The 13,943-nt window shown below is 61.5% G+C and carries 7 protein-coding genes; 3 read left to right on the top strand and 4 right to left on the bottom strand.

Annotated elements, in window-relative coordinates; translation table 11 throughout:
- Positions 1-5 precede the first annotated feature (5 nt).
- The 3 genes from pbpC to ACSBQV_RS21145 form a co-directional block, all read right to left on the bottom strand.
- Positions 6-2,354 carry a penicillin-binding protein 1C gene (gene pbpC / locus ACSBQV_RS21155; protein WP_099783512.1) on the bottom strand — a complete coding sequence of 783 codons (2,349 nt, stop codon included), beginning with the start codon at positions 2,352-2,354 and terminating at the stop codon, positions 6-8.
- A gap of 49 nt (positions 2,355-2,403) precedes the next feature.
- Entirely contained in the window at positions 2,404-8,379 is a 5,976-nt protein-coding gene (locus ACSBQV_RS21150) for an alpha-2-macroglobulin family protein (RefSeq protein ID WP_099783510.1), read from the bottom strand.
- A gap of 146 nt (positions 8,380-8,525) precedes the next feature.
- Positions 8,526-8,852: a YqcC family protein gene (locus ACSBQV_RS21145; protein WP_168177218.1), complete on the bottom strand. Its 327-nt coding sequence runs from the start codon at positions 8,850-8,852 to the stop codon at positions 8,526-8,528.
- Between the two features lie 178 nt (positions 8,853-9,030).
- On the opposite strand from ACSBQV_RS21145, the gene ACSBQV_RS21140 reads away from it, so the two are divergent.
- Entirely contained in the window at positions 9,031-10,269 is a 1,239-nt protein-coding gene (locus ACSBQV_RS21140) for an MFS transporter (protein WP_033644867.1), read from the top strand.
- 609 nt (positions 10,270-10,878) lie between these two features.
- Here the strand turns inward: ACSBQV_RS21140 and syd are convergent.
- On the bottom strand, positions 10,879-11,427 hold the full coding sequence (gene syd / locus ACSBQV_RS21135; protein ID WP_033644866.1) for a SecY-interacting protein: 549 nt from the start codon (positions 11,425-11,427) through the stop codon (positions 10,879-10,881).
- 63 nt (positions 11,428-11,490) lie between these two features.
- Here syd and queF point away from each other — a divergent pair, with 63 nt between their 5' ends.
- Together queF and ppnN are read left to right on the top strand one after the other, a co-directional pair.
- Positions 11,491-12,336 (top strand): NADPH-dependent 7-cyano-7-deazaguanine reductase QueF, encoded by an 846-nt coding sequence (gene queF / locus ACSBQV_RS21130; RefSeq protein ID WP_033644864.1) that lies wholly within the window; start codon positions 11,491-11,493, stop codon positions 12,334-12,336.
- 192 nt (positions 12,337-12,528) lie between these two features.
- Complete coding sequence (ppnN, locus tag ACSBQV_RS21125; protein WP_019455737.1) at positions 12,529-13,893, top strand: nucleotide 5'-monophosphate nucleosidase PpnN; 1,365 nt, start codon at positions 12,529-12,531, stop codon at positions 13,891-13,893.
- Positions 13,894-13,943: the final 50 nt, after the last annotated feature.

Raw genomic sequence — 13,943 nt, 5'->3', positions numbered from 1 at the left:
CAACGCTAGTTCACCCATTCGATGGTCACCAGGCGCGTATCGGCCCGGCCGCGATCGTCCACCGCCCGAATGCGGTAGCGCCCGTTGTTGATCGGCCGCCAGTCGATCGGTTTTTTGCTGGCGCTGCTGCCGAGATAGATATCGTCGACGAACCAGTACACCGTCTTGCTGTCGGCGTCCGTCACCGCATTGAAGGCGATTTTGTCCCGTCCCTGCTGCGACTGGCGCAGGGTATAAGTGGTGTTTTTCAACGGCGAGGTGATACGCGGCGCGTTGCCGCCGACGGCGATGCCGTTGTCCTTGCAGCGATTGACCGGCGGCGCCCGCTTCGGCAGCCCGGCCTGGGCGAACACGTTGGCCAAATCGGAAGGCCAGAATTCAAAAATTTCGGTGCGGGTCTGCGCCGCGTCATACGGCGGGCAAACAACCTCGCCGCTGTGAATATCCAGCACCACCGGCCGGTAGACGCTGTCTACCTTGATCGGCGACTTGCCGGGAATGAACCAGGTCTTGCCCTTTTGCTGGCACCACGGCGTCGGCAGATCGCCGCTGGCGAGACAGATGTCTACCCGCCGCAGCCGCTTGGGGAACGGATGTTTCGGTTCCCGCAGGGCGGGATAGCTGGCGTTGACGCTGTCGATGATATTGAAAAACAGCGGCGCGGCCGCCTCGGCGCCGACCAACGCATTGTTGCCGCGCCCATCGAAGTTGCCTTCCCACACCACCAGCACGTAAGGGCCGAAAATCCCGACGCTCCAGGCGTCGCGAAAGCCCCATGAAGTGCCGGTCTTCCAGTACACCGGCAACGACGAAGAACGCTGCGCCAGCGTATCGCCCGGCCGCCGGTGCTGGCGCAGCATATCCAGCGTGATGAAACTGGCCTCCTCGCTCAACAGCCGCACCGGCCTCGGTTCACCCTCGTTCAGCCGCAATCGCAGCGGCCGCAGCTCGCCGCGGTTCGCCAGCAACGCGTACAGCTTCGCCAGCTCCTGCGCCGTCACCTCGCCGCCGCCCAGCACCAGCGACAGTCCGTAGTGGCTCTCATTGGCCATATTGGCGACGCCGGTCAGGCGCAAAAACTGATAAAAGGTCGGCTGACGCAGCTGTGAGGCGACATAGACCGCCGGGATGTTACGGCTGAAATTCAGCGCGTCGGTGGCGGTCACCGGGCCGAGAAAACGCCGGTCGAAATTTTCCGGCGCATAGGCGCCGAACGACGAAGGCACGTCTTTCAGAATGGTCATCGGATGCAGCACGCCCTGCTCCATGCCCAGCGCGTAGATGAACGGCTTCAGCGTCGATCCCGGCGAACGCTTGGCGTTGGTGCCGTTCACCTGCCCCTGGATCGGACGATTGTAATAGTCCGCCGAGCCCACCAGCGCGCGCACCCCCATATCGCGGCTGTCCACCAGCAGCACCGCGGCGTTTTGGATGCCACGGCTGCGGTTGCGGGCGATAAAGGCGTTGACCTGCCGTTCGACCAGCCGCTGCAGCCCGGCGTCCAGCGTCGTGTCTACGCGGGTATCGCGCTGCACCAGTTGCTGCGTCTGCAGGCGCAGCTGTTCGATAAAGTGCGGTGCGATATAAGGCACTTGTTCAGGCTGCCGCAGCGCCAACGGCAGGCGGAACAGCGTTTGCTGGCTGGCGTCGGTGGGGTAAACCCGCTGCCAACGCTGGAACAGACGATTGCGCGCCTGCGTCAACGCCGCGCCGAGCACGCCGGTTTTCGGCTCCAGACGGTAGCTGGGTGACTGCGGCAAGACCGCCAGCGTCAGCGCCTCCGGCAGAGTCAACTCCCGCGGCGGCTTGGCGAAATAGATCAGGCTGGCGGCGCCGATGCTTTCAATGTTGCGACCGTAGGGCGCGTAATTCAAATAGGCTTCCAGGATATCGCGCTTGGAGTAGCTCAGTTCCAGCTGCACCGCACGCAGCACCTGCAACATCTTGCCGCCCGGCGTACGGGTATTGAGATGCCAGCGCATCCGCGCCAGCTGCATGCTGATGGTCGAACCGCCCTGCATTTTGCCGCCGGCGACATAGCTGCGCCAGAAACCGCGCATCAGGCTGACGGGGTTAAAGCCGGGGTTATAGTAGAACCAACGATCTTCGTGCAGCAGCAACCCGCGCACCGCCAGCGGCGACACTTGCTCCAGCGGGGTCCACAGCCGGTAGCGATCGTCGTTGGCCAGCGTAATGCGCAGCAGCGCGCCGTGCCTGTCGTAATAAACGGAAGACTGCGGCAGCCCCTGCCACAGGGGCGGATGCGGCCACAGCCGAATTGCGGTCAACAGCAGCGCCAGTAAAAACACCGCCATCAAGCCGTTTTGCAGCACGCGCCCGGTCAGGATCTTCATACGTTCTCAGCATTCCGGCGCCAGACGCTGGCCTGGCGCCGGATCCGGCCTAGTCGCTGCCCGCCGGCACCACCACCAGCTTGCCGCCGCCGGCCGACATGGCCTGTACTTCACGGTCATACATGGCTTCGCCGTACGCCGGTGGAACAATAAAGCTGCCGGTATTGGTGGCCTTGATCTGATAGACGAACTCCTGCACTTCGGTGCCGGCGCTGCCGTAGATAATCACCCGATCTTCACGGATATCGCTGTAATCCGGCGCCCAGGTGGAGCCGGAGGCGGCCAGCGGCGACTGCCAGCCGCCGCGTTCGTCGCTCTCCTCGCCGGCATCGGCCGGTTCCGGCGGCGTCTGCTGCACCACTTCGAACCCGCCCGGCAGCAGATCGACAATCGCCAGGTTGCTCTGCCCCTCTTTCGAGTTGGCGCGCACCTTCAGATGGACGTTGAGCTTCTGCCCCAGCGTCACCTGCGTCACCGGTTTGCCCTGTTCGTCGGTGTATTCCCGGACGATCTCAATCCCGCGCGACAGCGCTTTTTGCGGCGCGTTCAGATCGTAACCGGCCTGCGTCACCACATACCAGGCCGGCGCGCTGCCGCCGTTGGTGAAGCGCACGGCGGTGGCATCGGCGTTGAACTGCCCCTGAACGAACAGCCCTTGCAGCTCGCTGATGCGCTGCGGCTCGCCGCCGCTTTTGCCCACCTGCACGATGCCTAACGCGTCCGCATTGGCGGATTGCGCCGCCACCTGGGTCGAATAGCTTTCCAGCGCCAGGATGCTCATTGCAGAGGAGTAGGTGGTGTAACGCTCTTCTTTCAGTGCCTTGACCATATTCTCCAGCACCTGCGGCGGAATCGACGCCACCTTCTCAGGGAAGTGACGGGTAATCAAATACAGCCGCGTCGCATCCTGCACCAGCGGATCGAAATAGTTCTGCGTCCACCAGGCGCTGTCATAGGCTTTGCTCAGTTGCTGCCAGCTGGGTTGCAACAGCGCGGCGGCTTCGTCGTCCATCTTCAACAAGCGATAGGAAGAGGCCAAATACAGCGCGCTCAGATCGGTTTTCCACCCTTCGCCATAGCGTTTTTGCAGCGTATCCTGCACGGCCGCCAGCGAGTTGGTGGTCACTTCGCCCTGCAGCGTCAGCAGGTAGACCGCCCAACTGCGCAGGCGCAGCAGATACAGATCGTCGAAACCGCTGGCCGCCAGCTCCCGCAGCGCGCCGTTGGCTTCGTCCAGCATGCCTTCCGGCAGGGCGTAACCCGCCGCTTTGGCTTCGAGCAGATATTGCACCACATAAGGCGTGACGAAAGGATCGGCATCCGGCGACGAACGCCAGGCGCCGATCGCCCCGCTGTCGTTCTGACGGGCGCGCAGCACGCCCAGCAGGTTGCGCAGCTGCTTGCTGACTTCCGCCTGGTTCAGGCTGCTTTTCATCTCTGGATGGCGGCTCTGCAACATCAGCGGAATGGAACGGCTGACGATCTGCTCGGAACAGTAATACGGATAATCCGCCAGGTATTGCGCCAACCCGCTGGTCAGCACCAGCGGCGAATTCGACACCGCCGCCCGGCGCTGCGCGAAGGCGTCGAACATCTGGCGCAGGCCATCGACGTTCTGGCTGCCGCCGCTCATGCGCCCCATCACCGATTGAGTACGGTACGGCGCCGCCGGCCGCACCGAGGTGCTGACGGTACGACGGCTGGCCTGGTCGCCGTAACGGGCGTCGAACACCAGCGGCGCATCGCCCAAAACGGCTTTGGCGCGCAGACGGAAGGCGATCACGCCCTCGCGTTTTTCCGCCAGCGTCAGGCTTTGCGTCGCGTTGCCCACCACCTCCAATTGCGGCGGCGGCGTCAGCAGGACGTTGATGGCTGCCGACTGGCCGTTCAGCCCTTCGAGGTTGTTGCTCACGCCCACGCTGACGTCGAACTCATCGCCCGGCGCCACCATCGCCGGCACGTTCGGCGTCATGATGAAGCTGTCGCGCACCGTAGCGGCGGTTTGCGCCTTGCCGATTTTCTCCGGCGTCACCGAAATCGCCATGACGCGGATCTTGCCGTTGAAGTAATCCGGCACCGGATAGACGAACTGCTTCTCGCCGCTGACTTCGGTTATGCCGGACCAATAGGCCACCGGCTTATCGCGCTTGCGCTTGAACGGGTTGAGATTGAGATCCAGCCCTTCGCCCGCATCGCCGCCCGGCGCCGCGGTCAGCGCCATCAGCTTGCTGAATTCCGGCAGGATCAGATCGAGGATCTGCGAGCTGCTCACGTTCAGTTCGCGCTTGCTGAAGAAGAACTCCAACGGATCCTTCAGGCGATAACGCGCCACCTGCAGAATGCCCTCATCGACGGCGAACAGCGCCACCTGCTGCGGCGCATCGGTCTTGACCGTCATCGTCAGGTTTTCACCCGGTTTGATGACCTGCGGCGCCGTCACCTCAAGGCTGTTTTGGCGCGCCTTGGTACTGATCTTGAACGGCATCACGCCATAGCTCAGCGGGCTCATGAAGATCTCGCTGGAGTTGATGTCGCGCACGAACTGCACGTTGATGTAGCCGTTGCCCTCCATGCCGGCCGGCACGCGGATCGTCTGCACCGAGCTGGTGGTGTCGGTGTGGAACCACTGCCAGGCGTAAACCTTGTCCTTCTCGATGGTGATCAAGCCGTTGCCGGTATAGGGCGCGTTAATCGCCACCTCGATCTCTTCGCCGGGCTGGTATTCCGCCTGGTTGAGTTTTAGCTTCAGTTCGGCGTTGCGATCCAGCGAACGGCTCAGGTTGGCGTTGCCGGCCACGCTGTAGGCGACGCGGTTGAGCGTCTTGCCCTGCGCATCTTCGATCACCAGCACGAAGTCGCCCGGCTTATCGGTCGCCAGCCGCAGATCCGCGCCCTGATCGCCCAGCGCCAGCGGCTGTTCCGAGAGCTGCACTTCCTTCATCTTCGACTGGTATTTGTAAACGCCCGAATCCTGTTTGGTCAGCACCGAAATGTATTTCTGTTCGATCAGCACCTGCTTCAGGTTCGGCATGGCGATCTGTTTCAAGGCCGGATCGATGGCGATCACGTTCAGATGCCGCTCCGCGTCGCGATTGATATAACCCAGATCGCCGTCGGCCTTCACCCCAATCAGGTAATCGTAAGGCGAAACCAGCGTACGGGCGGTAGCCGCCACCGAGCGACCGCCGCCGGCAACGAACGCCTCCGACAACAGCTGCAGCTGATAAGTGGCGTCGGCGTAAGATTTCAGATCGAGCGGAATATCAGCCGCGCCGTGTTCATCGGTGGTGCGATCTTCCAGCTCGGTTTCGAACCCGTCGCTGTTTTGCCGGTTTTCGTAGAACGCATAATCCGGGAAGCGATCGAAGCTCGGATACATTGGCCGCAGCGTCAGCCTGGTGGTCACACGGCGATCTTGCGCCGGGGTGCCGAACAGGTTCTGCACATCGATGCTGGCCTTCAGCTCAGACGGTTTGACCCAGCCTTGCTGGCGGTCCGGCGTCAACGCCAGCTTCACTTTCAGCTGATCCGGCTCGAACTCCTTCACATTGACTGCGGTATGGCCGAGCAGCGTGGAGGTGTCGTTGTTTTTGCCGATCAGATACAGATAAACGTTCCACTCGCCGGTGGGCGAGTTTTCATCGGTGGTATAGCTCAGTTCGTTGAAACCGCTGGCGCCCAGCGTCAGCGGCACGGTGGACATCAGCTTGTCGCGCGGATCGCGAATTTCGGCGCGCACCGGCACGCCGGCGAGGCCAACGCGCCAGTCGGCGGCGCGAGTGATCAGGCCGATATTGAAGGTGTCTCCCGGCCGATACACGCCGCGGTCGGAGAACAGGTAGCTGCTGAGCGTGCGCGGATCGGTCGGCGTTTGTTCACCGGCAACGTCGAAGCGCGAGAAATCCAGCCCGCGATCGTTATAGCTGCCGGTCGGCAGGAAGGAGACATCCCCTTCTTTCTCCACCAGGAACATCACCGGCTGGCGCTCGTTGGTGTACACATCCAGCGCCGGGAAACGCACGTGGCCGTCGGCGCCGGTGGTTTGGCTGAGCAGCGTCACGCCGTTTTTGGCCACCACCGATACGTTGGCGCCGCTGACCGGCGCACCGCTTTGGATCGACTGCACGAAGACGTCGCGCGTCTTATCCTGCGAGCTCTTGGCGACGATGCCCAGATCGGTCACCACCACAAAACGCGAATCGCCGACGTCGGGCTGTTCTTCCCCTGCGCTCTCGTCCTGTTCCTGCTCCTGCTCGGCACCCGCCTCTTGCGCCGCCGGTTTGCGATTCGGCTGCCATTCCGACAGCGTCAACAGAAACACCCCGCGATGGGAACTGGCGTTGGTGGAGAGATAGCGGGAAAGATCGATGCCCTGATAGTTCACTTCCCCCGGCCGCTCGTTGTTGAGCGACGTCTGGTATTTGAAATGCTCGGTGAAATACTCATCGTTGAGCCGGTTGAATTCCGTGGACGAGTATTCCCGGCTTTTGAAGGAAACAATGTGCTGCAGCTGACTCGGGATCACCCGCTTGATGTCCAGCCGCAGGCCCGCCACGTTGCGCGCCGCCACGCTGATCTGCTTGTCGCCGTTGACCGACAGCAGCGAGCCCTGCGACATGAACTGCAGCGATTTCGGGAACTCCGGCACTTCGACCACCCGATAAACCTTCTTCGGCATTTTGTAACCGCCTGCGGAGATCAGCTGGTTATCGATCTCGAGCAGCATAAAGCGGTGCGCCGGGGCGTCAAAACGGAAGCTGAACTGCGGCTGATAGGCCTCTTCCGCCTCGTTAAGCGTCAACGGCAGCGGCGTCGCCTGCGCCAGCACGTTCTTGCCGACGCTGTCTACCGTCCATGGGTAAAAGTCTTCAGCATCATTGGCGGCCTCGGCATCGCTCGGATCGTGCTGCGGTAGCAGCCAGGCTTTCGCGGCTCGCGCCAGCTCTTTATCCTTCACCGCATCGCTGAAACCAACCACCAGCGCACGCTGCCCTTTGCCGCCGTCGGTGTCCACCACCTGGGCGCTGGCGTCGCTCAGCGCCAGGCTGTACAGGGTGGGAACCTTGACCCAGTTGCTTTTCGCCTCTTCGACCGCGTTGCCGGCCGCCGTCGATTTAACGCCCTTGTCGACGGTCAGATGTACCGCGCCGCCCTGATCCAGCGCCTGCAGCGGCTCGGAATGCACCCAGGCGTTCAGTTTTTTCTCGTCATAGACCAGAGAGAAATTCAGCTTCTTCTCGGAGGTGGCGCTGCCTTCTTTCAATCCCAGCGAAATCTGTTTTTCAAAGCTGGCGACGTCGACCGGCGCGTTGAACTGCAGATTGAAAATCGCGCTGCGTTTCTGCGCATTCTGCGGATCGCGGTAGTACTCGGCCTGCCCCAGACGGTAGTCGAACGCAGGCACGGTGAAGGCATAGCGGGTTTTGGCGAGTTTGACCTGCGGCGCCAGCAAGGTAGCGGGCTCGAGGGTCACGTCATATTTCGCGCCCATCGGCAGCGGCTTTTTCGGCGTGAACACCAGCGTCGATTCATTGTTCCACGCCCACTGTCCTTCCGCCGTCGGTTTGAGGATGATGCCGGCGCTCACGGTTTTGCCCACCGCGGCGATCGGCGCGACCGAGCCGCTGAAGGCCAGGCTCACCGTTTGTGGCGCTTGCCGGGCGGCGGTGTAATCTATCGGCGTGGGGTTAGCCAGCGATGCGCTGACCTCCTGAACCACCATCGGCGCCGGTTCGATCGGCTGAGGCCGATTTTGCCACCAGTGCCAACCGTAAAACGCGCCGCCCGCGGCGCCTGCCAGCAGCAGCAGGCCCAGACCGATCGCTTTCGGATGTTTATCCACGCCGCTTTCCAGCCGCAGAAAACTGCGCGGCAGCGCAGCCCACCAGGCCGGCGCGCGCCAGCTGAGGTTGCCGACCAGCGGTCTCAGCAACCGCCCCAACAGCGACAAGACCCCACCCAACAGGCGGTAAACGCCCTTAACCAGGGTAAAAGGCAAACGAAGGATAAACCTTAATAAATCCATTATTGCAGCACCTCATCATCCTAATGCAGCCCCCGGTCAACCGCCGCGGTTTAACCGAGCCGAAAGACGCCGTCGGCTCTCCTGCCCGGCATCCGCGCGAGTACTCTACACTGCCGGGCGGCAAAAATCTGCGCGCCGCCGGCGAATTACGGCTCTTTATTCAACATCAAATCCAACCGCTGCAGCAGCACCAACAGCGGCAGACTGCTCGGCTCACGCTCCTTCAACGCCTCCTCGAAGTAAGGCGTGATGGCAAAACGCGTCGGCAGTGGCGCTTCGGCGTCCAACAGCGCATACATGCGCGGCAGAAACACCCACTGCAGCCAAGCCTCGGCCGACATGCTGTCGATGCAGAACGGCTCGGTGCTGGAGAAAGCCTCAGGCTCGGGCGGCGCGGCCTGCCACAAGGCCAAATCGCGCATGGATTGTTCAATCGCCTGCAAACTGCGGCGAACCTGATTATGTATACTCATCTGCATTCCCGATCTCTTTTCATCATGATATTCAGCTCGCTGGCTGAAAGGCGGCAAAGCATAGCATTTTTATAGCCCAAATTTGGCGCGCCCGAGACCGGCTGCCGTTTTTATCTGGTGGCGTGCGCCGCCGCGCGGCACAATAGCCCCACCGAATTCACCACACAGATAAAGATTCATGTCCGTAATAACAGAGAAAAAAAATCACGCGACGCCCGGTAAGGCCATGCTGGCCTCGGTCACCGGTTACGCCATGGACGGGTTTGACCTGCTGATCCTCGGCTTTATGCTGCCGGCCATCAGCATCGAATTAGGATTAACCTCATCGGCCGCCGGCTCGCTGGTCACCTGGACGCTGATCGGCGCGGTGCTGGGCGGCGTGATCTTCGGCCATCTCAGCGATCGCTTCGGCCGCATCCGGGTGCTGACTATCACCATCCTGATGTTTTCCCTGTTCACCGGCCTGTGCGCCGTGGCGCAAGGCTATTGGGACCTGCTGGCCTATCGCACGCTGGCGGGCATCGGGCTGGGCGGCGAGTTCGGCATCGGCATGGCGCTGATCGCCGAAGCCTGGCCGGCGGAGAAACGCAACCGCGCTTCAGCTTACGTCGGCATGGGCTGGCAATTGGGGGTGCTGGCGGCCGCTTTCCTGACGCCGTTGCTGCTGGAACATATCGGCTGGCGCGGCATGTTCCTGGTCGGCCTGCTGCCGGCGCTGGCGTCATTCCTGATCCGCCGCACGCTGGGCGAACCGGAGGAATTCGTGCGGCAAAAAGACGCCGGGCAGCCGCTCTCCTTCCTTCAGCGTTTGCGCCTGCTGTTTAAGGATCGCGCCACCAGCAAGGCCAGCATCGGCATCTTCATTCTCTGTTCGGTGCAGAACTTCGGCTACTACGGGCTGATGATCTGGATGCCGACTTATCTGGCGAAAAACTTCGGCTTCTCGCTCACCAAGTCCGGCCTGTGGACGGCGGTGACGGTGGTCGGCATGACGTTCGGCATCTGGCTGTTCGGCGTCCTGGCCGACCGCTTCGCCCGCTGGAAGATTTTCGTGCTGTATCAGGTCGGCGCGGTGGTGATGGTGATCGGCTACGCCCAGTTGAGCGATCCGATGCTGATGCTGTTCGCCGGCGCAGTGATGGGCATGTTCGTCAACGGCATGATCGGCGGTTACGGCGCGTTGATTTCCGATACTTACCCGGTACAGGCGCGCGCCACCGCGCAAAACATCCTGTTCAATCTGGGACGCGGCGTCGGCGGCCTGGGGCCATTGGTGATCGGCGCGCTGGTGACGCAGGTGTCGTTTACCGCCGCCATCAGCCTGTTGGCGGCGATTTACCTGCTGGATATCTACGCCACGCTGTTCCTGCTGCCGAAAAAACAGGGCGCAGGCGATACGCTGGGCGCGATTGGTTAACGCGGAAGAAGGATTGAGACGGGGCGCACGCGCGGCGGAATAGAACAAAAAGTTGGGGGCACTGCGTTAACAGTGCCCCCGGTTCGTTTTATAGCCATCCCGCTACACAGCATGCTCCCTGCTCAATCCTTGAAAACTTTTCCTGCGGCCATCCTGACCAAGTGGTCCTTGCATCATCCTGCAGCATCGTCCTGACGCGGTTCCTCAGCCTTCCTGACCCGCCGACAGTCCTGCGCCGGCTCTCAATCTCCGTCCTGGAGGTGTCCTTGGTTTCAATCCTGAAACATCCTGGGCATCTCCTGACGCCATCCCTCGCTCTTGCCTGAGCGCATCCCTTTCTTCTTCCTGAAGCTGCATCATCCTGATGCTTTCCTGCTCCGCCGGGTCCGTGCCGGTAATGATAAGATCGCTCAAATTTCCCGGAATCACAAGGGTTTGAGAGGTGTCTCACACTAAATTAAGACTAAGAGTTATCCTAAAGAAATTCTAACCAATTGATCTGGATAACAATAATCTCATGGTCTAAAGAGAGGTGAAAAAAATTAAGAGCGATCTCTCACAGCCCGTGTGAGAGATCTCTTACACGACCGACGGCGAATCCGCCGCGCTTTAGTCCAGCACTGGGCGCAGCGCATCGAGGAAATTCCCCAGCGTCGCCGCCAACAAGGTGCGCTTATCGCTGCCGAACTGCTCCAGCACCACGTTGCCGCTGACGTTGCACAGCGACACCATCGTCATCTCGGATTCGGTGGTCGCCAGGAAGAGAGTCGGTGACAATTTGAGGCGCTTTTGCGTCACCAGATGGCCGATCAGATTCTCCTGCAGGCGGATAAAATCCTCTTCGCTCCATACCTGCAGCAGGCTCAGGCGATGCTCCCCAAATTGCGCGCTCATGTCACCGGCGTATTGCTGCGTGTAGAAACGGTGCGCATCCGGCTGCAAACGCAGCTCCAGCGCAGCCTCGACCTTCTCCAGCGTCGCCGCCGGTTCGAAAGGCTGCGGCAACCACAGCACGTCGTCCTCGCGATTCTCCACGATGCAGGGCGACGGCACGCCGTACAGCGCCTCGCTGGCCGGCGCGTGGCCGCGCTCTTGCTGCCACAACTCGACATAGCGTTGAGTGAATTCACGCAGAGCGTGCGATACATCATGGTCCATATTCTTTCTCGCATACGTTAAACTGACGGCCATTGTACCTATCTCTGACCGAGGTGACAGCAGATGTCCTCATATCAAGACCACCAGGCCCTGTCAGGGCTGACGCTGGGCAAACCCACCGCCTATCGCGATCGCTACGACGCCACGCTGCTGCAGGCGGTACCGCGCAGCATGAACCGCGAGCCGCTGGGGCTGTATCCCGACAACCTGCCCTTCCACGGCGCGGACATCTGGACGCTGTACGAACTCTCCTGGCTGAACGCCAACGGGCTGCCGCAGGTGGCGGTTGGCGAGATCGGCCTCAACGCCGACAGCCTGAACCTGATCGAATCGAAAAGCTTCAAGCTGTATCTCAACAGCTTCAACCAAACGCCGTTCGCCGATTGGGAAACGGTGCGCAGCACGCTGCAACGCGATCTGTCCGCCTGCGCCCAGGGCGAGGTGAGCGTCACCCTGTTCAGCGTCGACCAACTGGAAGGCAGCCCGATCGCTCGTCTGGCCGGCGACTGCATTGACCAGCAGGATATTCGCATCGACAATTATGAGTTCAACGCCGACTACCTGCAGAACGCCGCCGGTGAAGAGGTAGTGGAAGAGCAATTGGTCAGCCACCTGCTGAAGTCCAACTGCCTGATCACCCATCAGCCGGACTGGGGCTCGGTGCAGATAAGCTACCGCGGCGGCAAGCTCGATCGCGAAGCGCTGCTGCGCTATCTGGTTTCCTTCCGCCACCACAACGAATTCCACGAGCAATGCGTCGAGCGCATCTTCAACGATCTGATGCGCTATTGCCGGCCGCAAAGCCTGACGGTTTACGCCCGCTATACCCGCCGCGGCGGACTGGATATCAACCCGTGGCGCAGCAACGTCGCATTCGCTCCCGAGCACGGCCGCCTGGCGCGCCAATAAGTGCGAAACATTGCTCAACAACTGAGCTAACGAGCGGTTTGTGTTGGTAAAAGCGCAGGGACGGCGGTAAGGTTAAAACGAGGCTGCGGCCGGGCAGAGCGCCCGCTTCGCCGCAGCACGCCAACCATAACGAGATGCTGTTTTGCTGCGTATGGATTACTACCGCCCCACACCGGGTGCAAAGGAGTTACCTTGATTACACACATCAGCCCGCTTGGCTCTATGGATTTATTGTCGCAGCTGGAAGTAGACATGCTGAAGCGCACCGCCAGCAGCGACCTGTACCGCCTGTTTCGCAACTGTTCGCTGGCCGTGTTGAACTCCGGCAGCCAAACCGACAACAGCAAACAGCTGCTGTCGCGCTATGAAACCTTCGATATCAACGTGCTGCGCCGCGAGCGTGGCGTGAAGCTGGAGCTGGTCAATCCGCCGGAAGAGGCCTTCGTCGACGGCCGCATCATCCGTTCACTGCAGGCCAACCTGTTCGCCGTGTTGCGCGACATTCTGTTCGTGCACGGCCAAATCGCCAGCGCCGGCCGTTTCCAACACCTGAACCTGGAAAACTCGGCCCACATCACCAACCTGGTGTTCTCGATCCTGCGCAATGCGCGCACGCTGCATCTGGATGAGGATCCCAACATGGTGGTGTGCTGGGGCGGGCACTCGATCAACGAGAACGAATACCTGTACGCGCGTAAGGTCGGCAGCCAGCTGGGCCTGCGCGAGTTGAACATCTGCACCGGCTGCGGGCCGGGCGCCATGGAAGCGCCGATGAAAGGCGCGGCGGTCGGCCACGCGCAGCAGCGTTACCGCAACAGCCGCTTCATCGGCATGACCGAACCGTCAATCATCGCCGCCGAGCCGCCTAACCCGCTGGTGAACGAGCTGGTGATCATGCCGGACATCGAAAAACGTCTGGAAGCGTTCGTGCGTATCGCGCACGGCATCATCATCTTCCCGGGCGGCGTCGGCACTGCCGAAGAGCTGCTGTACCTGCTGGGTATCCTGATGAACCCGGAGAACAGCGAGCAGGTGCTGCCGCTGATCCTGACCGGGCCAAAAGAGAGCGCCGATTACTTCCGCGTGCTGGACGAGTTCATCATGAACACGCTGGGCGACGCCGCGCGCCGTCACTACACCATCATCATCGACGATCCGGCGGAAGTGGCACGGCAGATGAAAAAAGCCATGCCGCTGGTGAAGGAAAACCGCCGCAACACCGGCGACGCCTACAGCTTTAACTGGTCGATCCGCATCGCGCCAGATCTGCAGCTGCCGTTCGAGCCGACCCACGAGAACATGGCGAACCTCAATCTGTATCCGAACCAGCCGCCGGAGCAATTGGCCGCCGCGCTGCGCCGCGCCTTCTCCGGCATCGTGGCCGGCAACGTGAAGGAAAACGGCATCCACGCCATTGAGCAGTTCGGCCCCTACAAGCTGCACGGCGAACCGCAGATGATGAAGCAGATGGACAGCCTGCTGCAGGGCTTTGTCGCCCAGCACCGCATGAAGCTGCCGGGCAGCGCCTATGTGCCCTGCTACGAAATCGTCGCCTGATCCTCAATCCCGGGCGGCGTAACGGCCGCCCTGTTTTTTCTGACCTTGCC

This window comes from Serratia sp. B501, assembly GCF_051172315.1.
Classification (GTDB): domain Bacteria; phylum Pseudomonadota; class Gammaproteobacteria; order Enterobacterales; family Enterobacteriaceae; genus Serratia; species Serratia ureilytica.
The sequence above is the reverse complement of the archived record's forward strand: the minus strand, read 5'-3'. Positions and strand labels throughout refer to the sequence as shown.

Excerpts from the sequence above, each read along its gene's own strand:
- ACSBQV_RS21140 (WP_033644867.1), top strand. The coding sequence starts at position 9,031 with ATGTCCGTAATAACAGAGAAAAAAAATCACGCGACGCCCGGTAAGGCC.
- ACSBQV_RS21150 (WP_099783510.1), bottom strand. The coding sequence starts at position 8,379 with ATGGATTTATTAAGGTTTATCCTTCGTTTGCCTTTTACCCTGGTTAAG.
- pbpC (WP_099783512.1), bottom strand. The coding sequence starts at position 2,354 with ATGAAGATCCTGACCGGGCGCGTGCTGCAAAACGGCTTGATGGCGGTG.
- queF (WP_033644864.1), top strand. The coding sequence starts at position 11,491 with ATGTCCTCATATCAAGACCACCAGGCCCTGTCAGGGCTGACGCTGGGC.
- syd (WP_033644866.1), bottom strand. The coding sequence starts at position 11,427 with ATGGACCATGATGTATCGCACGCTCTGCGTGAATTCACTCAACGCTAT.
- ACSBQV_RS21145 (WP_168177218.1), bottom strand. The coding sequence starts at position 8,852 with ATGAGTATACATAATCAGGTTCGCCGCAGTTTGCAGGCGATTGAACAA.